The sequence below is a fragment of the Methylobacterium durans genome, assembly GCF_003173715.1.
GTDB classification, from domain to species: Bacteria; Pseudomonadota; Alphaproteobacteria; order Rhizobiales; family Beijerinckiaceae; genus Methylobacterium; species Methylobacterium durans.
Genome location: NZ_CP029550.1, coordinates 6024792 through 6043956 on the forward strand (window position 1 = coordinate 6024792; position 19165 = coordinate 6043956).

The 19165-nt window shown below is 73.6% G+C and carries 15 protein-coding genes and 1 pseudogene; 8 read left to right on the forward strand and 8 right to left on the reverse strand.

The window, feature by feature from the left end; all coding sequences use genetic code 11:
- Nucleotides 1-47 precede the first annotated feature (47 nt).
- The 3 genes from DK389_RS28220 to DK389_RS28230 all read right to left on the reverse strand — a co-directional run bounded on the left by DK389_RS28220 (nucleotide 48) and on the right by DK389_RS28230 (nucleotide 4245).
- On the reverse strand, nucleotides 48-2237 hold the full coding sequence (locus DK389_RS28220) for a putative bifunctional diguanylate cyclase/phosphodiesterase (RefSeq protein WP_236960413.1): 2190 nt from the start codon (nucleotides 2235-2237) through the stop codon (nucleotides 48-50).
- Nucleotides 2238-2425: 188 nt separating this feature from the next.
- Entirely contained in the window at nucleotides 2426-3199 is a 774-nt protein-coding gene (locus DK389_RS28225; RefSeq protein WP_109894734.1) for a Crp/Fnr family transcriptional regulator, read from the reverse strand.
- A 191-nt stretch (nucleotides 3200-3390) separates the two neighbouring features.
- Nucleotides 3391-4245, reverse strand: coding sequence for a Crp/Fnr family transcriptional regulator (locus DK389_RS28230; protein ID WP_335645506.1), 855 nt, complete (start codon nucleotides 4243-4245; stop codon nucleotides 3391-3393).
- A gap of 750 nt (nucleotides 4246-4995) precedes the next feature.
- Between DK389_RS28230 and DK389_RS28235 the strand changes: the two genes are divergently transcribed.
- Entirely contained in the window at nucleotides 4996-7116 is a 2121-nt protein-coding gene (locus DK389_RS28235) for a TonB-dependent receptor (protein WP_109896922.1), read from the forward strand.
- A 41-nt stretch (nucleotides 7117-7157) separates the two neighbouring features.
- Here the strand turns inward: DK389_RS28235 and DK389_RS28240 are convergent, their stop codons facing one another.
- Both DK389_RS28240 and DK389_RS28245 read right to left on the reverse strand, forming a co-directional pair.
- A complete protein-coding gene (locus tag DK389_RS28240) occupies nucleotides 7158-7331 on the reverse strand; it encodes a metallothionein (protein WP_109894736.1) in 174 nt (57 codons plus the stop codon).
- 227 nt (nucleotides 7332-7558) lie between these two features.
- Nucleotides 7559-7939: a DUF6481 family protein gene (locus DK389_RS28245; protein ID WP_109894738.1), complete on the reverse strand. Its 381-nt coding sequence runs from the start codon at nucleotides 7937-7939 to the stop codon at nucleotides 7559-7561.
- An 823-nt stretch (nucleotides 7940-8762) separates the two neighbouring features.
- Here DK389_RS28245 and DK389_RS28250 point away from each other — a divergent pair.
- Together DK389_RS28250 and DK389_RS28255 are read left to right on the forward strand one after the other, a co-directional pair.
- On the forward strand, nucleotides 8763-10703 hold the full coding sequence (locus DK389_RS28250; RefSeq protein WP_194075264.1) for an autotransporter assembly complex protein TamA: 1941 nt from the start codon (nucleotides 8763-8765) through the stop codon (nucleotides 10701-10703).
- A gap of 19 nt (nucleotides 10704-10722) precedes the next feature.
- Nucleotides 10723-15056: pseudogene (locus DK389_RS28255) on the forward strand (translocation/assembly module TamB domain-containing protein).
- A 399-nt stretch (nucleotides 15057-15455) separates the two neighbouring features.
- On the opposite strand, the gene DK389_RS28260 reads toward DK389_RS28255, so the two are convergent.
- Nucleotides 15456-15869 carry a penta-EF hand family protein gene (locus DK389_RS28260; RefSeq protein ID WP_109894740.1) on the reverse strand — a complete coding sequence of 138 codons (414 nt, stop codon included), beginning with the start codon at nucleotides 15867-15869 and terminating at the stop codon, nucleotides 15456-15458.
- Between the two features lie 205 nt (nucleotides 15870-16074).
- A complete protein-coding gene (locus DK389_RS28265) occupies nucleotides 16075-16335 on the reverse strand; it encodes a hypothetical protein (protein WP_109894742.1) in 261 nt (86 codons plus the stop codon).
- Between the two features lie 206 nt (nucleotides 16336-16541).
- Between DK389_RS28265 and DK389_RS28270 the strand changes: the two genes are divergently transcribed.
- The 5 genes from DK389_RS28270 to DK389_RS28290 all read left to right on the forward strand — a co-directional run bounded on the left by DK389_RS28270 (nucleotide 16542) and on the right by DK389_RS28290 (nucleotide 18822).
- On the forward strand, nucleotides 16542-17036 hold the full coding sequence (locus tag DK389_RS28270) for a peptide deformylase (RefSeq protein ID WP_109894744.1): 495 nt from the start codon (nucleotides 16542-16544) through the stop codon (nucleotides 17034-17036).
- A 103-nt stretch (nucleotides 17037-17139) separates the two neighbouring features.
- Entirely contained in the window at nucleotides 17140-17565 is a 426-nt protein-coding gene (locus tag DK389_RS28275; protein ID WP_236960414.1) for a hypothetical protein, read from the forward strand.
- Between the two features lie 118 nt (nucleotides 17566-17683).
- On the forward strand, nucleotides 17684-17968 hold the full coding sequence (locus DK389_RS28280) for a hypothetical protein (RefSeq protein ID WP_109894746.1): 285 nt from the start codon (nucleotides 17684-17686) through the stop codon (nucleotides 17966-17968).
- Between the two features lie 73 nt (nucleotides 17969-18041).
- Entirely contained in the window at nucleotides 18042-18359 is a 318-nt protein-coding gene (locus DK389_RS28285; protein ID WP_162560918.1) for a hypothetical protein, read from the forward strand.
- Nucleotides 18360-18528: 169 nt separating this feature from the next.
- Nucleotides 18529-18822: a hypothetical protein gene (locus tag DK389_RS28290; RefSeq protein ID WP_236960415.1), complete on the forward strand. Its 294-nt coding sequence runs from the start codon at nucleotides 18529-18531 to the stop codon at nucleotides 18820-18822.
- Nucleotides 18823-18840: 18 nt separating this feature from the next.
- Here DK389_RS28290 and DK389_RS28295 read toward each other — a convergent pair whose 3' ends face one another.
- Nucleotides 18841-19038, reverse strand: a complete 198-nt coding sequence (locus DK389_RS28295) for a hypothetical protein (protein ID WP_109894750.1) — start codon at nucleotides 19036-19038, stop codon at nucleotides 18841-18843.
- Nucleotides 19039-19165: the final 127 nt, after the last annotated feature.

A 19165-nucleotide genomic window follows, 5' to 3' on the forward strand; every position in this document is an offset into this window, starting at 1 on the left:
GACTCGCAGGCAAGGGTGAAGGAGAGGTTTCGCCGCGGATCGGCCGCTCAGCCGGCGATCCGCCGCCCGGCCTGCGGCTCGTCCGGGGCCCGCCCGCCGAGGGCTGGCCCGTTCGCGATCAGCCAGGGCACCCGCGAGCCGGCCATCGGCTTGGCGTAGAGGTAGCCCTGGGCGAAGCCGCAGCCCATGGCGCGCAGGCGGCGGACCTGCTCCGGGTTCTCGACGCCCTCCGCGGTCACCCGCGTGCCGAGGGCGCGGCCGAGCCCGATCACGGCCGCCACGATGGCGGCGTCGTCGCCGTCCTGCTCCAGGCCCCGCACGAAGCTCTGGTCGATCTTGATGTGGTCGACCGGGAATTGCTTGAGATGGGTGAGCGAGGCGTAGCCCGTGCCGAAATCGTCGAGGGCCAGGGTGACGCCGCTGTCGTGGAAGCGCCGGAGGATGCCGGAGACGAAGTCGGAGCCGCGGCCGAGGAAGACCGTCTCGGTCACCTCGATCTCCAGGCAGGTCGGCGGCACGCCCTCCGCCGCGAGGGTGGCGAGCACCGATTCGGCGAGGTCGGGGCGGTGGAACTCCGCCGAGGAGACGTTCACCGCGACCCGGCCGACATCGAGGCTGCGCGCGCGCCACGCCCGGATGTCGGCGGCGACCTGGGCGACGATGCGGCCGCCGATGGCGTGGGCGAGCTCCGGATCCTCGAAGGCGGAGCCGAAATAGCCCGGCGCCAGCACGCCCTCGGTCGGGTGCAGCCAGCGCGCCAGCGCCTCGAATCCGACGATCCGCCCCGTCTCGAGGCAGACCTTGGGCTGGTAGAACGGCACGATCTGCCCGCTGAGCAGCGCCTCGCGCATCTGGGCCGAGACGGTCACCCGCCGCTCGGTCAGCGCCCGCATCTCGGGCGCGTAGACGGTGACGCGGTTCCGGCCCGAGGCCTTGGCCCGGTAGAGGGCGATGTCGGCGTCCTTCATCAGCTCGTCGGGGAGCCGGTGATGGTCGGGGAAGCTCGCGAGCCCCATGCTGGCCTTGGTGGCCAGCGGCCGGCCCCGGTAGGCGAAGGGCTGGCGCAGCCGCTCCAGGAGGTTGCCGGCGAAGACGGAGGCCGCCTCGAGCCGCTGCGAGCCTGCCAGGATGACCGCGAACTCGTCCCCGCCGAGGCGCGCCACGGTGTCGCCCACCCGCGCCATCTCGGCGAGGCGGGCCGCCATCTCCGTGAGGAGGGCGTCGCCCGCATCGTGGCCGAGGGTGTCGTTCACGTCCTTGAAATCGTCGATGTCGATGAGGAGGAGGCCGACGCGCGTGCCCATCCGCTCAGCCTGCGCGAGGGCCTCGCGAAAGCGCTCCTGGAACAGGGCGCGGTTCGGCAGGCCGGTGAGCGGGTCGTGGTTGGCGGCCCGCCAGAGGCGCGCCTCGCCCACCTTGCGGTCCGAGATGTCGAAGGTGATGCCGACGACGCGGTCGGGCTCGGTCTGCTCGGCCCGCATGCAGAGCCACAGCAGCCGGCCCTCCGGCGCCCGGTAGCGGAACTCGACGGCGTCGAGGGTGCCGCCATAGGCGCTGAAGCGCTCGACATGGGCGCGGTCGTCCGGGTGGACCCGGTCGAGCATCAGGGAGATCGGCCCCGAGCCGATGCCGAGGAGTTCCAGCGCGTTGTCCGAGCGGGTGGCGTGGCCGGTGCGCAGGTCGCGTTCCCAGGCCACCATGCGGCCGGCCTGAAGCGCGAGGCGCAGGCGCTCTTCCCGCTCTCGCAGGTCCTGCTCCGTCCGGTGCAGGCGCAATTGCGCCACCACCACCGCGGCGAGATCCCGCAATTGCCGGATCTCGTCGGGCCCGAACGTCCGCGGGACGGTGTCCATCACGCAGAGGGAGCCGACCTGCAGGCCCGGGCCGAGGACCAGCGGCGCGCCCGCGTAGAAGCGAATGCCGTGCTCGGTCACGAGGGGGCTCGCGGCGAAGCGCGGGTCGCGGAGCGCATCCTCCACGATGAAGACTTCGTCCGCCAGGATCGCGTAGGCGCAGAAGGCGACCTCGCGGGCGGTGCCGTCGACGTCGAGGCCGCAGCGCGCCTTGAACCATTGCCGGTCCTCGCCCACGAGGGAGACCAGGGCGATCGGGGCCCGGAACAGCGCGCCGGCGGTGCGGCAGAGGGCGTCGAAATGCGCCTCGGGGGCGGTGTCGAGGATCCTGAGGGCGTGCAGGGCCTGGACGCGATCCGCCTCATCGGGCGCAACTGGAAACATGGCGCTCCCCGTACGGTCCGGTCCCGTCATCAGCCGGGCCGGCCTATACCTTTGGTTGCGCCGACTGTATTTCGAACCCTTAAAGAACATCTTGCCGAGCGCGCGGAAGCGACGCGGACCGGTTTCAGTACGCCCTCGGAATGGATCTCGCGGGCCAAGGCCCACCCGCTGCGCCGGGAAGCCCGGGCTCAGGCGGGGGCGCGCCCGAGGCCCCGCAGGGGGCCGATCAGCCGTTCGTACTCGGCCTCGGCGAAGCCGTAGCTGGTGCCGGCGAGCCGGACCAGCTTGTCCCGGTCGAGGATTGTGATGAGCCCGCGCCGCGTCGCGATCATCCCCGCGCTCTCCAATTCGTGCACGGCCACCGTGACGCCGGGGCGGTGGACGCCCAGCATGTTCGAGAGGGTCTCGTGGGTGAGGGCGAGGTCGTCCCCGTCGAGGCGGTCGTGGACGAGGAGGAGCCAGCGCGCGAGGCGCTCCTCGGTCTTGTGGCGCCGGTTCGAGAGGGCGGTCTGGCTCGTCCACAGGGTGACGACCTGCACGTAGCGCATCAGGAGGCGCCGCAGGGCGTCGCTCCGCCCCATCGCCTCGCGCAGGGTCTCGGTGCCGATCCGCAGGGCCTGGCCGCCGATGCGGATCTCGGTCTCGAACGGCGTGCGCTCGACCCCGAGGGCGAGGGCGGGGCTGACCAGGCCCTCGCGGCCGGTGATGCCGACCTCGAGCCGGCTGCCATCCGCGGTGGCGAGGCTGACCGAGGCGAGCCCGCTCTCCAGGAAGAAGGCGTCGGTCATCGGCGCGTTGGCCGGCGCGAGGCGCGTCCCGGCCTCGACGATCACCGTCTCGGCCCGGCCTCGCAGCAGGGCGAGGTCCTCGGCCGGCAGGGCCCGGAGCAGACGGTTCCGGATCGTCGGCGCCGCGGCGTCGCGGGGAGTGTCCGTGGAGACCTGGGGCAAGACCGCGTCCATCGCGTGAGCCGCCCTCCTCGCGACCGCGGCGCTTCGGCGGGCGAAGGTCGCGTGCGAAACCCCGGGCCGGGATCCTCCCGCCGGGCGTACCACTTAGCCGGCGGTCCCGCGGGGGGGACATTCACAAAAGTTGAGACGCCTTCGTACCGGTCGGATCGTGACGCCCGGCGACGCCCCGCGCCGCCGGCCGCTCAGAGGTCCGGATAGGCCCGCATCGTGCCCGCCTCGATCCGGCGGGCGGCCTGCGACAGGTGCAGATAGTGGCCGTCGAACATCGCGGCGCTCTGCAGGGCCGGGAAGTCGAGGATGGTGAGCTCGCGCCCGCGCAGGCAGATCAGCCCGTCGCTGCGCAGCTGCTGCACCGTCCGGTTGATGTGGACCGCCGAGAGGCCGAGCGCGTCGGCGAGCTCCCCCTGCGTCAGGGGCAATTCGCAGCGCAGGCCCTGCGTCAGGCCGACCGCGGCGAGCCGGTGGAACAGCTCGCAGAACAGGTGGGCGATGCGCTCGTAGCCCGTGCGCTGGCCGATATTGACGATCCACTCCCGGTGCACGCCCTCCTCGACGAGGGCATTCCAGGCGAGCGCCCGCGCGACCCGGGGGTAGGATTCGATGATCGGCGCGAAGGCCTGGCGCGGGATCACCGCCACGGTGGCGCTGGTCAGCGTGACGATCGATTCGTCGCCGAGGTCGAGGTCGGGCAGGCAGCGGCCGCACAGGTCGCCGGGGATGAACAGGGTCAGGATCTGGCGCCGCCCGTCGGGCAGGATCTTGTAGCGGCAGGCGCTGCCGTCGAGGATCAGGCTGACCGAGCGCGAGTGGCCGGTCTCGAGGCTGAGATGCTCCCGCGGCCCGTACTGGCGGTGCTGCCGCACGAGGTCGTCCAGGACCTCGCGCTCCTGATCGGAGAGATCGACGAAATTCCCGAGCTTGCGCGCGAGAAGGCCGCCCAGCGTCTCGGGCCCGGCATCGGGGCCGGTGCGGCGCGCGCCGATGACCGAGGTTCCGGCTCGGGGGGGCGTGACCGCGTAGCGCGGCAGCGTGTCCATCAGCGACTCCTTCAGGCCGCTCCTCCGCGGCCGGATACGCGCCGCTTGCCGGAGGCTCGACCCTGCGGCGCGAGGCCCCCGGGCAACGCGCCTTGTCCGAAACGATCTCCGAACCGGCTAGGCCGGCCCGGCTCCTGGCGAGGCTCCCCTCCTCGATCCGGGCTCGGGTGGTGTCCATCCCCGAGGCCCCGCCGGTGTTCCGGATCCCGGCTCACCGAGTTTGCTCTGCACCGGGGTCCGTTCCGACCCTGCCCGGGACGCACAGCGGAACGATCGGATGTTAGCAATAAATCAGTCAATTTCAAACGGCTGTGGGAAATTTTGAGATATTTTGTTGCGGAGATCTGAACCCATCGCCGGGTGACCCGAAAAAGTTGCTCTAATCGGCCGTTCTTCAGCCCATCTCCTGTACGAAAGCAGACATTCTTCTACGCGGACTCGGCCCGCGATGCTTGGCGGCCTCCGCGGGGACGGGCCGGGTGGCCGACCCGATCGGGGGCTCCTTCCGCGGCGGTCCCGCCTTCTCCCCGGCGCCCGTCCCCAACACGTCCCTATCCTAGGATGTCCTCTGCCCAGGATGTCCCCCGCGATGCACCGGCGGAGCGCCTGTGATGCGCCGCCGCAACGCCATCGGCGCGACGGGGACGCCCCTGCGCCCGACCCCCTTGCGGTTTCGGGCGCCACGAGCAATGAAACAGTATAACGTTAATGCGAGGCGCGATGCGGACCGGGCCGGACGGACCCTTCTGGATGAGAGCGGCCCTCGGGCTGGCGGCGTTGCCCCTCGCGGCGGGCCCGGCCTCGGCCGAGCAGGCCGCCGCCACCCTGCCCGAGCTCACCGTCACCTCGGTGAGCCCCGTCCAGGGCCGGCCGGCGGCAGCCCCGGCCTCGGGCTCCGCCCTCCCCTACGGCGTGCTTCCCGTCGTCACCGATACCTTCTCGCCCGTGACCGTCGTGACGCGCGACCAGATCCTGCGCGACCAGCCGCGCACGCTCGGCGACGCGCTGGCCGAGCGGCCCGGCATCTCGGCCTCGACCTACGCGCCGGGCGCCGCGAGCCGGCCGATCGTGCGCGGCCTCGACAATGCCCGCGTGCGCATCCAGGAGAACGGGGTCGGCATCCAGGACGTCTCGGAGCTCGGCGAGGACCACGGGGTGCCAATCAACCCGCTGGTGGCCAACCGCATCGAGGTGATCCGCGGCCCGGCGACGCTCCGCTACGGCAGCCAGGCGATCGGCGGCGTGGTCAGCGCCGAGAACAACCGGGTGCCGAGCTTCATCCCGGTGAGCGGCTATGCGGGGCAGGTCACGACGGGCTACGCCTCCGTGGACAACGGGCGGCTCGCCGCCGCCACCGTCGATGCGGGCGCCGACGGCGTCGCGTTCCACGCCGACGGGTTCCGCACGGCCGCCGACAGCTACCGGACGCCCGCGGGCATCCAGGCGAATTCCGCCAACGAATCGCAAGGGGGCGCGGTCGGCCTCTCACGGGTGTTCGAGCGCGGCTTCGTCGGGGTCTCGTTCAGCCACTACGACGCGCTCTACCAGATCCCCGGCGGCGAGGCCGCCGAGAGCCGCACCCGCCTCGACCCGCGCCAGGACCGGCTGCTCGCCCGCGGCGAGTATCGGCCGGAAGAGGGCCCGTTCGAGGTGATCCGCTTCTGGGCCGGCGGCTCGGTCTACCGGCACGACGAGCGCGGCCTCGCCGAGGACGGGATCGACGCGGTGCGGGCGACCTTCAAGAACCGCGAGGCGGAGGGGCGGCTCGAATTGCAGCACGTGCCGGTGGCGACCAGCCTCGGCCCGCTGACGGGCGCCCTCGGCATCCAGTCCGGCCGGCGCGAGATCGGCACGTCGGGCGAGGCGGGGACGCTGCTGGCCCCGACGGATTCGCACAGCAACGCGATCTACCTGTTCGAGGAGCTGGCGCTCGGCAACGGCCTGCGCCTGCAGGCGGCGGGGCGGGCGGAGGCGGCGCGGGCGGCCGGCACCGCCACCCTGTTCCCGGCCGACTACCTGCCCGTGCCCGGCGAGGACCCGGTCTCGCAGGCGCGGCGGCGCCATTTCGCCCCGAAGAGCGCCTCGTTCGGCGCCCTGCAGGAGCTGCCCGGCGGCTTCGTGGCGAGCCTCAACGGGTCCTACGTAGAGCGGGCGCCGACCGCCTTCGAGCTCTACTCGCGCGGCGCCCACGACGCGACCGAGACCTTCGAGATCGGCGATCCGAACCTCAAGCTCGAGCGCGCCCGCACGATCGAGGCGAGCCTGCGACGGGGGATCGGCCCCCTGCGCCTCGACGCCACGGGCTATGTCACCCGCTACACCGGCTTCATCTACAAGCGCGCCACGGGCATCCGCTGCGGGGACGACTTCGCCTCCTGCGGCAGCGACGACGAGCTGCAGCAGGTCGTCTATTCCCAGCGCAACGCTACCTTCACGGGCGCCGAGATCGGCGCGCAGCTCGATCTCCTGCCCCTGGGCGACGGCTTCGCCGGCATCGAGGCGCAGTACGACTTCGTCCGGGCCCAGTTCGACGACGGCACCTACGTGCCGCGGATCCCACCCCATCGGGTGGGCGGCGGGCTGTTCCTGCGGGCGGATGGATGGTTCGCGCGCCTCAACCTGCTCCACGCCTTCGCGCACACGGAGGTGGCGCCGCTGGAGACGGTGACGCCCGGCTGGAACGACCTGAGGGCCGAGATCAGCCGCACCGCGCCGGTCGATCCGGCCGTGTTCGGCGCGAGCGAGATCACCTTCGGCCTGCAGGGCCGCAACCTCCTCGACGACCGGATCCGCAACTCGGCATCGTTCAAGAAGGACGAGATCCTGCTGCCCGGACGCAGCGTCCGCCTGTTCCTGACGGCCCGGTTCTGACGAGATCCCGGCCGCGGCGAATCCCTACGCGGGCATGGACGTCACCCGTGGCAGGTGCAGCCGGCGTGGTCGCAGCCCTGGTGGTCGGGATGGCCGTCCGCGCACTCGTCGCAGCAGAAGGCCTTGCCGTCACGGGTGATCGCCTGTCCCACCGAAATCACGCAGACGCAATCCGGACAGGCGCACTTCACCATCTCGACATCGACACTCGTCATGATCCCACCTCCGGCGGCCGCTCGTGGGCCGTGGGGCAGTCTCGGCCACGCCGCGGGCACGCGTCAACGCGGGGCGCGCGCGAGAGGCGCGTCCCGTTCCAGGGCAGATCCTTGCCGGGGCAGATTCTTGCCGGGTCGGGTCCGTGCCGGCTCGGAGCCGGCACGGGACGATGCGTGGGGTGAAGGCGTGACGTCGGCCGGTGCCGCGGGGGCGCCAGCCTCGCGCGTCAGCGGCGCGTCTTCACCTTCGCCTTGCGAGCGGCGTAGCGGGCGTCGCGCAGGGCCTTCTGGGCCGCGAGGTCCGCGGCCTTGCGCGCCTGCGCCGCGGCGGCCTCGGCCTCCTCGCGGGCGATCTGGGCAGCGAGCTCCGCCTCCTCGCGGGCGCGCTTCTCCTCGGCCGCCTTCTTCTCGGCGGCGATGCGGGCGGCCTCGCGCTCCCGGATGCGCTCCTCGCGGGCGCGGGCGACCTCAGCGCGCGCCTGCGCCTTGGCGATCATGTCCGGATCATCGGCCGGGGGACGGGCCTTGAACTTGGCCAACAGGGCCGCCTTGGCATTCTGCGAGTTCTGGCGGCGATCGTCGAAATTCCTGTAGTCGAATGCGCTCATCTGACCTTTCTCGTGCGATGTCTCGTTCTGGTATCGGGCGGTGTCCGCCCCCGGCGCGGTCGGCAAGATCGGTGCCGCCGGCTTCAGGTCCCGATCAGGACCTGTCGAGACGCGACAGCCAATGCCTCAGCATCCGATTGGACGCAACCGAAGTTCCCCGCATGGCAGGTCTCTCCGGGTGTCAGGGCCGCCTCCCTTGCGAAAAGTTCGGCGACGGTCTCCTAAATGCCGCACACCGGCGGCGGGTTGCCGACAGCCATCGGCCCGCGCACGAATCTCGCGGGGATTGCTGCCTGCGGGGAGTCGGGACGGGACAGGGCGCCTGCGGCGGGGCTGGCCGGGCCGGATGCGGGTCCGGCGCAGGCCCTGAGATAGGGTGGGCCCATCCGCGCGGCAAGCCGGAATGCGGCCGCCCGGTGCCGCGGCGCACGCGGATCGCCGAGCGCGCGCAGAGGCCGAGCGCGCGCAGAGGCTTGGTGAGGCCGCCCGTCCGGAGCGGCAACCTCACGCAGCCGTGATGCCCCGCCCCCGGGCCTTCCAGGTTGCGCCTCCGGGGGCCGGCGGCTAGGCTTCGCCGCATCGAGCGCGGCAGCGCGGGCACGGCTCTCTCGGGGGCCGGACACGGGAACCACCCGGCTGCCCCACCCTTGCCGCGATCCGACGTCGAAGCGGGGGCTTTCGAGATGACGCAGACCAGCGCCTTAACGAATCTCCGGCAGGCTCCGGCGGCGTTCGCCCCTCGCGAACGGTTCTGACGAAGGAAACGCGTCGGCGCGTGGTTCCGGTGACCCCGAGACGGGGCCGTCCGTTCGCATCGTCGAGCCTGCCCGGGATCTGGCTCGCCGCCGGGCTCTGTCTCTCTGCCGCCTCCCCGGCCGCGGCTTTCGACCCGTTCGGCCTGTTCGGCTCCGAGGAGGAGCCCCTGGCCCCGAATGCGACCGCCCTGCCCTACAGCCTGCGCATCACCGGCACGGACGACGACGACCTCCTCAAGGCCCTGCAGGACACCGCTGCCCTGCACCGCCTGCGCCGGGAGCCGCCGCCGGACGGCGAGGGCCTCGTGCGCCGGGCCGAGGCCGACCTGCGTCGCCTGCCCGAGGCGCTCGCCGGCTACGGCTACTATGCGGGCCGCGTCGCGATCCGCGTCGACGGCGTGGCGATCGGCTCCGAATCCGCCGTCGCCGCCGCCGCCCGGGCGGCGGAGGCCGCCCGCGGCCGGGCGCTGGTGCCCGTCAAGGTCGCGGTCGATACGGGGCCCCTCTACACGCTCCGCTCGGTCGCCGTGCGGGACCCGCGCGGGGCGCCCTTCCCCGAGGCGCTGCTGCCGGAGCGCTTCACCCGCGTCGATGCCGAGGTGCCGGCCCGCTCCGCCACCGTGCTCGCCCGCGAGGCCCGCATCGTCGACCGCTTCCGGGCGCTGGGCCACCCCTTCGCCAAGGTGGTCTCCCGCGATCCGGTGGTGGACGATGCGGCCCACGTCATGGACGTGGCCTTCACGGTCGATCCCGGCCCCCGCGCCCGCCTCGGCGACGTGGCCCTGAGCGGGACCGCGGACATCGACCCCGCGGTGGTGCGCTCCTTCATCTACGCCGAGCCCGGCGACCCCTATTCCCCGAAGGCGCTCGCCGACCTGCGCCGCTCGGTCGCCAAGGTCGAGGGGCTCGGCTCCGTGCGGGTGCGCGAGGGCGAGCGCCTCGACGCGCAGGGCAACCTGCCGATCTTCGTCGAGGTGACCGAGCGCGAGCGCAACCTGATCGGCGTGTCCGCCCGCTACTCCACCGTCGACGGCCCGGGCCTGCGCGGCTACTACGCCAACCGCAACCTGTTCGGCGGGGGCGAGACGCTCCGGGTCGACGCCGACATCAACTATCTCGGCAACGACCTCTACGCCCGCCAGCGCAAGCTCGCCGGCATCGACTCGAACGGCCTCGGCGGCCGCCTCTCGGCCACTTTCGTGAAGCCCGCCCTCTGGGGCACCCGCACCGACCTCGTCGCCAACCTGTTCGGCGGCCGCGAGGCGCAGCAGAGCTACGTCGTCGACGCGGCCGGCGGCACGGTGGGGCTGCGCTACCGCTTCTCCGACACCGCCTTCGCGCAGGTCGGGCTCGACGGGCAGGCCGGCCGCTCGCAGGACGCCCTCGGCACCATCGACTACCGCCTCGTCGGGCTGCCCGTCGCCGTCTCCTACGACTCGACCGACAGCCTCCTCGACCCGACCGAGGGGTTCCGGGTCACGGCGTCGGCCACGCCCTACCCGGGCGTCCTCGGCTCGGACCCCGGCATCTTCGTCGCGAAGGCGCAGGGCTCGGCCTATCTCGCCCTCGACGACGAGGCGAACACGGTGCTCGCGGGCCGCCTCGGCTTCGGCTCGATCTCGGGGGCGCGGCTCGACGAGATCCCCGCCAACATCCGCTTCTTCGCGGGCGGCGGCGGCTCGGTGCGCGGCTACGCCTACCGGACGCTCGGCCCCCGCGGCCCCTTCGGTCTGCCGGTGGGCGGGCGCAGCCTGCTGGAGGCGTCGCTGGAGGCCCGCATCAAGGTCACCGACACGATCGGCATCGTGCCCTTCCTCGATGCCGGCACGGCCTATGCCGGCAGCCTGCCCGATTTCGAAGAGCCCATCCGCACCGCCGCCGGCATCGGCCTGCGCTACTACACGGGCATCGGCCCGATCCGCGTCGACCTCGCCTTCCCTCTCGACCGCATCAGGGGCGACCGCAACCCGCCCGCCGCCCTCTACATCAGCCTGGGGCAGGCGTTCTGATGCGGGGGGGCTTCACCGCATGAGAGCCGCGACCGGCCGCCTCTCCCGAAGGGGAGCGGCGATCCGCGTTCTGGCCCTCTCCCTCCTCGTCCTCGCCGCGGCCGGGCTCGGGCGGGCGGCCGAGGAGGGAGAGAAGACGGTGCTCGGCGGGCTGCTGTCGCGGGCGCTCTCGACGCCGTCCTCCCGCGTCGCCATCGGCGGCGTCGACGGGGCGCTCTCCGCCGACGCCGTCATCCGCGACGTGGCGATCAGCGACCGCGACGGGGTCTGGCTCCGGCTCGACCGGGCCCGCATCGTCTGGCGGCGCATCGCCCTCCTGTCGGGGCGGCTCGAGGTCGACAGCCTGGAGGTCGGGCGCCTGGAGGTGCTGCGCCGGCCACTCCCCGCCCCCGCCTCGGCGACGCCCGAGCCGGACGGCTCGCTGCTGCCGGACCTGCCCGTCAAGGTCGAGATCAAGGGCTTCAAGCTCGCCGAGCTCGTCCTCGGCGAGGCGATCGCCGGCCAGGCCGCCCGGCTGTCGGCCGCCGGCAAGGCGAAGCTCGGCGACCCGGCGGAGGGGCTCGACCTCGATCTCGCCATCCGCCGCCTCGACGCGCCGGGCGCCTTCGCCGCCCGGCTCCTGTTCGTGCCCAAGGGCGAGCGGCTCGACGTCACGGCCTCGCTCACGGAAGCCGCCGGCGGCCTGCTCTCGAAGGGGCTCGGCGTGCCGGGCGAGGCGCCGATCCGGCTCGACCTCGACGGGCGCGGCAGCCTCGACGCCTGGAACGCCCGGCTCGACCTCGACGCGGGCGAGAGCGTCGGCGCGAAGGGCACGGCCCGCATCGCCCGCACCGGCGCCGAGCGCCGCCTCAGCCTCGACCTCGCCTCCCGCATCGAGGGGCTGCTGCCCGGCCCCGCCGCCGCGGTGTTCGCGGGCACGACGAAGCTCGAAGGCGGGATGCGGCTCGCCGACAGCGGTGCGCTGAGCCTCGACCGGCTGGAGCTGACCTCCCGCACTGCCCGCCTCGACGCCCGGGGCACCCTGAGCGCGGCCCGCGAGGCCGACCTCACCCTCTCCGCCCGCGCGGTGCCGAACGAAGGCGGCCTCACCCGGGCGGGCGCGGCGGAACTCGAATCCCTTACCTTCGACGCGAGCCTGAAGGGGCCCCTCGCCCGCCCCCGCATCGAGGGATCGCTGAAGGCCGCCGGCCTGCGCAGCCGGGACAGCGCGCTGGCCCGGATCGAGGCGAGCCTGCGCGCGGCCCCCGAGGGCGCCGACCTCAGGAATGCCCGCTTCGCGCTCGCGGCCGATGCCCGGATCGAGGGGTTGGAGCCCGCCGATCCGGCCCTGCGCCGGGCGATCGGAGGCGCGGCCTCCCTGAGCTTGCGCGGTCATCTCGAACCCGATGCCACGGTGAGCGTCGAGACCCTGCGCCTCGACGGGCCGGCCCTGCAGGCGAGCTACGCGGGCCGGATCGGCCAGAACATTCTCACCGGGCGGGCCGCGGCGCGGTTCCCCGACCTCTCGGCCTTCGCCGGGCTCGCGGGCCGGTCCCTCACGGGAAGCCTCGCGGCCGATGCCACCCTGAGCGGCGACCCGGCCCGGCGCCGGCTCGGCGCCGATCTGGCGCTCGCCGCCGAGAACCTGATCCTCGGCGAGCCCATCCTCGACCGGCTGCTCGGGCCCCACCCCCGCCTCGCGGGCCGGGTCGATCAGGTCTACGACGGCTACGCCTTCGAGCGGCTGCGCCTCGACGGGGCCGCCCTCGCCGCCCGGCTCGACGGGCGCGCCACGGCGCGCGTCGCCGATGCCCGCCTCGGGCTCGACCTCCCCGACCTCGCGGCCCTCGACCCGAAGCTCGCGGGCGCCGCCCGGCTCGACGGGCATCTCACCGGCAGCCTGGAGACACCGAACCTCGCGGCCACCGTCACGGCGCTCGAGGCCACGGCGCAGGGGCGCCCGCTGCGCAACCTCCGCGCCGAGGCCGTGCTGGCCGACGTGACGGGCGCGCTCGACGGCACGGTCCGCCTCTCCGGCGAGGTCGCCGGCAAGGCGCTCTCCGGCGAGGCCCGGCTCGGCCGGCCCTCGCCGCAGGAATGGGCGCTTCCCCATCTCGCCTTCCGCCTCGGCTCGGTCGCGATCGAGGGCCGGGCCGCCCTCGACGTCGCGACCTGGCTCGCTGAGGGCGCGCTCAGCGCGCGAGCCGGCAATCTCGACGATCTCTCCGCCCTCGCCCTCACGCCGCTCGCCGGCAGCCTCGACGCGAGCCTGACGCTCGCCCGGGAGGGCGGGCGCCAGGACGCGGCGCTGCGCGCCACCGCCGCCTCGCTGCGGGCCGGCAGCCTCGGCCTCGCCCGCCTCGACGCGGACCTGACGGGGCGCGACCTTAACGGCCGCCCCGTCCTCGACGGCCGCCTCGAGGCGGACCGCCTCGTGGCCGGCGCGGAGAGCCTCGACACCCTGCGCCTCGCCGCGACCGGCGGGCCCGCCGCCAGCGACCTGACGCTGAGGGCCAAGGCCCGCGGCTTCGACCTCGACGGGGCCGCCCGCCTCGTCGCCGCCGAGCATCCGCGCCTCGAACTCGCCCGCCTCGCGGCCGCGCGCGGTCCCGACCGGCTGGCCCTGGCGGGCCCCGCTTCCCTCACTTTCGAGCCGGATGGAATCCGCATCGAGAATCTCGCGGTCGCGGCGGGCAGCGGGCGCCTCGACCTCTCGGGCCGGGTCGGCCGGGACCTCGACCTGCGGCTGGTTCTGCGCGCCCTGCCCCTCTCGCTTGCCCGCATCGCGAGCCCGAGCCTCGCGCTCGCCGGCACTCTCGACGGCGAGGCGGAGCTGCATGGGCCCGCCGCCCGTCCGCAGGGGCGCTACAGCCTCAGCCTCGCCCGCCTCGTCACGCCGGAGACCCGCAAGGCCGGCCTGCCGCCGGTCGAGGCGCGGGCGAGCGGCACCCTCGGCGAGGGCCGCGCCAGCCTCGACGCCAGTGTCTCGGCCGGCCGCGGCGTCGAGGCCACGGTCACCGGCTCCCTGCCGACCGAGCCGGACGGCGCCCTCGACCTGTCCCTGCGCGGCACCCTGGAGGCGGCGCTCGCCAACACGCTCCTCAGCGCGGGCGGCCAGCGGGTCGGGGGCCGCGTCGCCCTCGACGCCCGCGTCGGCGGCACTCTCGCCGGCCCACGGGTCGAGGGTTCGGCGACGCTCTCGGGGGCAGCTTCACCGATCCCCTTCAGGGCATCCGCCTCACCGACGTCGAGGGCCGCGCCATGGGCCGCGGCGACACGATCGTGCTGGAGCGCCTCACCGCCGCCACCCGCAACGGCGGCACGCTCCGGGGCGAGGGCCGCGTCTCGGTGGCGCCCGAGGCGGGCTTCCCCGGCACGCTGCGCCTTTCCGCCACCCGCGCGGAACTGGTGTCGAGCCCCCTGATGCAGGCGGTGGCGAGCCTCGACCTCGCGGTCTCCGGGCCGCTCGCCCGCACCCCGCGGATCTCGGGCCGGGTCGACGTGGTCTCGATCGACGTGGCGGTGCCCGACCGCCTGCCCGCCACCGTGCAGCCGCTCCCCGGCATCCGCCGGGTCAATACCCCGCCCGAGATGCGGGCGCGGCTCGGGGCCAAAGCGGAAGCGGGCAAGGCGGCCTCCCGGCGCAAGGGGCGCCCGGCCGCGCCCTTCGACGCCACCCTCGACGTGGCGGTCAGCGCCCCGAACCGGATCTTCGTGCGCGGGCGCGGTATCGACGCGGAGCTCGGCGGGGCCTTGCGGCTCACGGGCTCCTCGCGGGACCCTCGGGCGATCGGCGCCTTCGAGATGCGCCGCGGGCGTCTCAGCATCGTCGGCCAGCGCCTCGACTTCACCCGCGGGCGCCTGACCTTCGGCGGCGAGCTGACCGCGCCCGACCTCGATTTCATGGCCGAGACGAAGGCCGCCGAGGTGACCGCCCGCGTCGCCGTGACGGGGGCGGCGGACGCGCCCGCCTTCGCCCTGTCCTCGGACCCGAGCCTGCCGCAGGACGAGGTGCTCTCGCGCCTCCTCTTCAAGAAGGCCGCGGCCAAGCTCTCGCCGTTCCAGGCCCTGCAACTCGCTCAAGGGGTGGCGCAGCTCTCCGGGGGCGCCGGCGGCGTCGACGTGTTCGAGCAGGCCCGCAAGGGGCTCGGCCTCGACAGCCTCGACGTCTCGACGGGGGCGAGCGGCGGGCCCGCACTCGGCGCCTCCCGCTACATCGGCGACCGCCTCAGCGTCGGCGTGCGGGCCGGTGCCAAGCCCGCCGATACCGCCGCCACCATCGACTACGACGTGACCCGCCGCGTGAAGATCCAGGGCGAGGCGGGCAGCGACGGCCGCACGGCGGTCGGCGTCGGAGCGGAGTGGGAATACTGATCCGGGGCGCGAAGCGAGCCCTTGGCGGATTGAGCCAAGTTGCCTCTCCAGTGCGGGCCGTCCCGTCCACACAGCGTCGGCGCTAGCGTGTCCATGAGCGCTCCGTGAGCGGTCCCCATGACCGCGCGGGAGCCGCGACGCGCACGCGACCTTTCCCGGACGGGAGAGGTGGAGCACTAGCCTTTGCGCGGGTCCCCTCTCCCGTCCGGGAGAGGGACAGGGAGAGGGGTGCGACCTCTCCCGGACGGGAGCGGGGAGCAGCGCTCGCGATGCCGACGTCGTGGGATGCTTGGCGGGAGGCCCGGAACGGCATGGCTGGCCAGCGGCCCCGGAACGCGAGAAGGCCGCCCCCGGGTTGGGAGCGGCCCTCGTCGAAACCTCCACCTCGGAGGGTCGGGCTTACTTGATCAGCGCCAGCAGCGCCTTGCCGGCCGGGCTCTGCAGCTCCTTGGCATCGAGGGTGCCGTCATTGTCCGGGTCGGCGGCCTTGAAGCGCGCGCCCACGGCCGCGAGATACTCTTTCTTGTCGATGGTGCCGTCGTTGTCCGGGTCGGCCTGCTTCAGGCCGGCCTTGGAGAGGCGGCCCTTCAGCTCCTTGGCGTCGAGGGTGCCGTCGGCATCCTTCTCCAGGCGATCGAAGGTCGCCGAGGCCACCGCCTCGACTTCCTTGAGGTCGATCGTGGCATCGTTGTCGGTGTCGATCATCTTGATCGCGCTGGCGCCGCTCATCGGCTTGGCGTAGGCCGCCGGGGCGGAGAGGACGCCGAACGCCAGGGCGAGGGCCGCGAAGCTGCTGGAAACACGAAGGCTCATTGCCACTTTCTCCCGATAATTGTGCGAAAGTTTCCCTAGCGGTCCGGGGGGATCTGCACAAGGGGCAGGCCGTGCCGGAGAGCACGCGGAGCCCCGGAATCACCGGATGCGATGCAGCGAACACACGATCGTGATGTTGCAACGCAAGAAAGGGGCCGGCGAGCCGACCCCTTTGGCGATGTCGCGGGCCCTGCGACCCGGCGAATCAGTAGCCGTAGCCGCGGCGCTCGTAGCGACGGGGACGGTCGTCGTCGAATCGCTCGGTGCGGTAATAACGGCGGTCGTAATCGCGGTCACGGCGCGCCTCCGCGCGGCGGAAATCGCGCTCGCGCTCACCGCGGGAGCGCAGGTCGATGCTCGGGCCGCCGGGCCCGATATCGATGCGTTGCGCGGAGGCCGGGACGGTCGTGGCCACGGAGACGGCGATGGATGCGGCGGCGATGGCGCCGGCGAGCAGGATCTTCATGGGTGCTCTCCTCGAGACATTGGCGGACCAACACGCGGTGCCTGGCTTCGTTCCGGTCCAGGCCGAGAAACGGAAGGATTTCGCGCGATGCCGCGTCAGTGATTCGGTCGTTCTTTCCAGATTCTGCGGCCTTCGGCGCGACGAGAGTCGGCCTGCCGCAATTCAGGGCTGCATTGGTTGTTGACCTTCATCCGGAGATGTCATCCTTGGCCGTTCAACCGCTGATTTTCTACCCGGATGCAAGGCTGCGCCTGCGGGCGGAGCCGGTCCGCATCTTCGACGGCGCCCTGCGTGATCTCGCCCGCGACGTGCGCGACACGCTCGACGCGGCCCAGGCCGTCGGGCTCACCGCGCCGCATATCGGCCGCCTGCAGCGCCTCGTCGTGCTGCGCCTCGAGCCCGGCGCAGAGGCCGAGACCTTCGTGAACCCGGAGATCGTCTGGACGTCGCCGGAGCGGGCGAGCGGCACGGAGGGCAGCGTGCTGATGCCGGGCGTCGCCGAGACGGTGGAGCGGGCGGCCGCCCTGCGCCTGCGCTTCCAGGATCTCGACGGCGCCTGGCACGAGGCGGCGGCCGAGGGTTTCCGCGCCGCCTGCCACCAGCACGAGATCGACCAGCTCGACGGCGTGTTCTGGATCGAGCGCCTGTCGCGGCTGCGGCGCGAGCGGGTGCTCAAGCGCTTCCGGAAGCGGAGCGGCTGAGAGCGCGCCGGATGGCGAGGCCCGGCGGCCCCTGCTAGGGTCCGGCCCGTCCCGAGGCGCTCCGAGGCTGCGGCATGCGCGAAACCACCTTGCGCCCCCCGCCTTGCTGCGCGAGACCGTCCTGCGCTGTGTCCCGCTGCTCCTGCTCGCCCTCGCGGGCGTACCGGGAGCCGCGACGGCCCAGGGGCCCGCGCCGAAGAAGGCGCCCGCGGCCCCGGCGACGCCCGCCGCCGCGCCGGCACCCTTCGTCGGGTGCCCGTCGCTCGCGAACCTGCGGCTCCTCCTGCGGACGAACCGCGGCGATCCCGCCGCCGTCGCTGCGCTCCTGGCGGACGAGCGGGCCGATCACGTCGGCTGCGCGCTGATCGGCCGCGAGCGCGTGCAGGCGCTCGCCGACCACGTCGAGCTCGGCGGCGCGTCCTACGATTGCCTGAGCCTGCAGGGCACAGGAATCTGCCACTGGACGCTCGCGGGGACCGTCGCGCCCGCGCCGGACCGGACGAGGGCGGCCGACCGGCCGCGGCGATGACGCCGATCCCGGACGAACGCCCCGGCCCTTTCAGCCCGCATTCAGCGGGCGGATCCGATCGTCGCCGGCGTGCGTTCCAGCCTTCGGGCTGGGGCGCCCGGTTCGATTGGAGACAGGCATGCGCAAGCGCTTCTTCCTCGCATCGGCCCTGATGGCGGGCGCGATCCTCGCCGGCCCGCCATCCGCGTCGGCGGCCCCCCTCGGGCCGGATCCGGCGCTCGCCGCGAAGCAGGCGGGCCCGACGCCTGCGCAATTCGGCTTCTACGTGGGCCCTCGGCCCTACTGGCGGCGCCGCTACTACCGCCCCTACGGCTATTACGGCCCCCGGCGCTTCTACGGGCCCTACGGCTATTACCGCCCGCGGCCGCTCTACCGGCCCTACGGCTACGCCCCCAATTACTGAGCGGGCGGTCCTCGCCGCCGCCTTGCCCCGGCCCTAGCTCACCCGCGAACGGACAGCGGAGGGGCGAGCGTCCATGCGGGAGGGTCGGTGGAGAGGGGTGGCGATCGCCGGCATCGGACTCGGCGCCCTGGCGGCCGGGCCTGCCCCGGCGCAGCCCGCCGGCGCGGGCGATGCCATCGTCTGCGAATCCCTGGTCGAGTTGCGGCTCCTGATGGCCGGTGCGCCGGGCGACCGGGCCGCCGCTTCGTCCCATCTCGCCGAGCGGACCGGCTGCCGGCGGGTGCCGCGCGCGGCGCTCGGCGCCGTCGAGCACCGGGCGATGGTGGGGGGCGCGCCCTTCGAGTGCCTCGCGGTCCGAGAGGCCGCGGGCTGCCTCTGGCTGCTGCCCTGAGGACGCGACGGATGATCCACATTCGGCGATGAACCGTCCGGCCCTCCCGCGCGACTGATCTTCCGTCGCCGGGCGTGGCGCCGCCTCCCCGCGATCGCCCTATCTTCCTGCGACCGGGCCCGCACGAACCGCGCGGGCCCGCCGCCCAACCGCCAGAGGATCGACCTCCATGCTCGACGCCCCCCAGAGCCGCCGGCCCCTCCCCCTCGTCCTGCCGCACGTCGTGGTGAGCCTCGGCCTGATCCTGGGCGTTGCCGGCTTCGGGGGTGAGGCGCGGGCGGAACCGCCGATCCGCAGCGCGCAGGACGCCGCCTGCCGCAACGAGGCGCGGGCGCGGGTCTTCGCCACGCCCGACCCGGGCGGCCTCGGCCCGCACGCGATCGGGCGCCAGATCTACTATGCCTGCATGAAGCGGGCGGCGGCGCGCCCGTCCCGCAAGGCCCGGCGCGTCCGGCGCCGCTGAGCCGGCGGCTCAGCGCAATCAGGCGCTCAGCGGCAGGCCGATGCGGGCGCGCAGCTGCGTCCGCAGGTTCTCGTTCGCGCTCCCGTCCGCCTCGAGGGCCGACATCAGCCGCAGCAGGTGGCTGATCGGCACCCCCCGGTTGCGCACCGCCTCGGCGATCTGCTCCTGCAGGGATTTCGGGGCCGTCTCGGGTTTCGACTGGGCCGGCTGAGACATCTTCCGCGCTCGTCCTCGAAGGATCGGTGTCCGTCGCGGCGGCTCGCTAAACCGTTTGCGCGCCCCGCGCCAGTCATCTCGCGGCCGATTGGTAGCCGGCACGTTACCGATGTCGCATCATCGCAAC

Excerpts from the sequence above, each read along its gene's own strand:
- DK389_RS28220 (WP_236960413.1), bottom strand. The coding sequence starts at position 2,237 with ATGTTTCCAGTTGCGCCCGATGAGGCGGATCGCGTCCAGGCCCTGCAC.
- DK389_RS28225 (WP_109894734.1), bottom strand. The coding sequence starts at position 3,199 with ATGGACGCGGTCTTGCCCCAGGTCTCCACGGACACTCCCCGCGACGCC.
- DK389_RS28230 (WP_335645506.1), bottom strand. The coding sequence starts at position 4,245 with ATGGACACGCTGCCGCGCTACGCGGTCACGCCCCCCCGAGCCGGAACC.
- DK389_RS28235 (WP_109896922.1), top strand. The coding sequence starts at position 4,996 with ATGAGAGCGGCCCTCGGGCTGGCGGCGTTGCCCCTCGCGGCGGGCCCG.
- DK389_RS28240 (WP_109894736.1), bottom strand. The coding sequence starts at position 7,331 with ATGACGAGTGTCGATGTCGAGATGGTGAAGTGCGCCTGTCCGGATTGC.
- DK389_RS28245 (WP_109894738.1), bottom strand. The coding sequence starts at position 7,939 with ATGAGCGCATTCGACTACAGGAATTTCGACGATCGCCGCCAGAACTCG.
- DK389_RS28260 (WP_109894740.1), bottom strand. The coding sequence starts at position 15,869 with ATGAGCCTTCGTGTTTCCAGCAGCTTCGCGGCCCTCGCCCTGGCGTTC.
- DK389_RS28265 (WP_109894742.1), bottom strand. The coding sequence starts at position 16,335 with ATGAAGATCCTGCTCGCCGGCGCCATCGCCGCCGCATCCATCGCCGTC.
- DK389_RS28280 (WP_109894746.1), top strand. The coding sequence starts at position 17,684 with ATGCGCAAGCGCTTCTTCCTCGCATCGGCCCTGATGGCGGGCGCGATC.
- DK389_RS28285 (WP_162560918.1), top strand. The coding sequence starts at position 18,042 with ATGCGGGAGGGTCGGTGGAGAGGGGTGGCGATCGCCGGCATCGGACTC.
- DK389_RS28290 (WP_236960415.1), top strand. The coding sequence starts at position 18,529 with ATGCTCGACGCCCCCCAGAGCCGCCGGCCCCTCCCCCTCGTCCTGCCG.
- DK389_RS28295 (WP_109894750.1), bottom strand. The coding sequence starts at position 19,038 with ATGTCTCAGCCGGCCCAGTCGAAACCCGAGACGGCCCCGAAATCCCTG.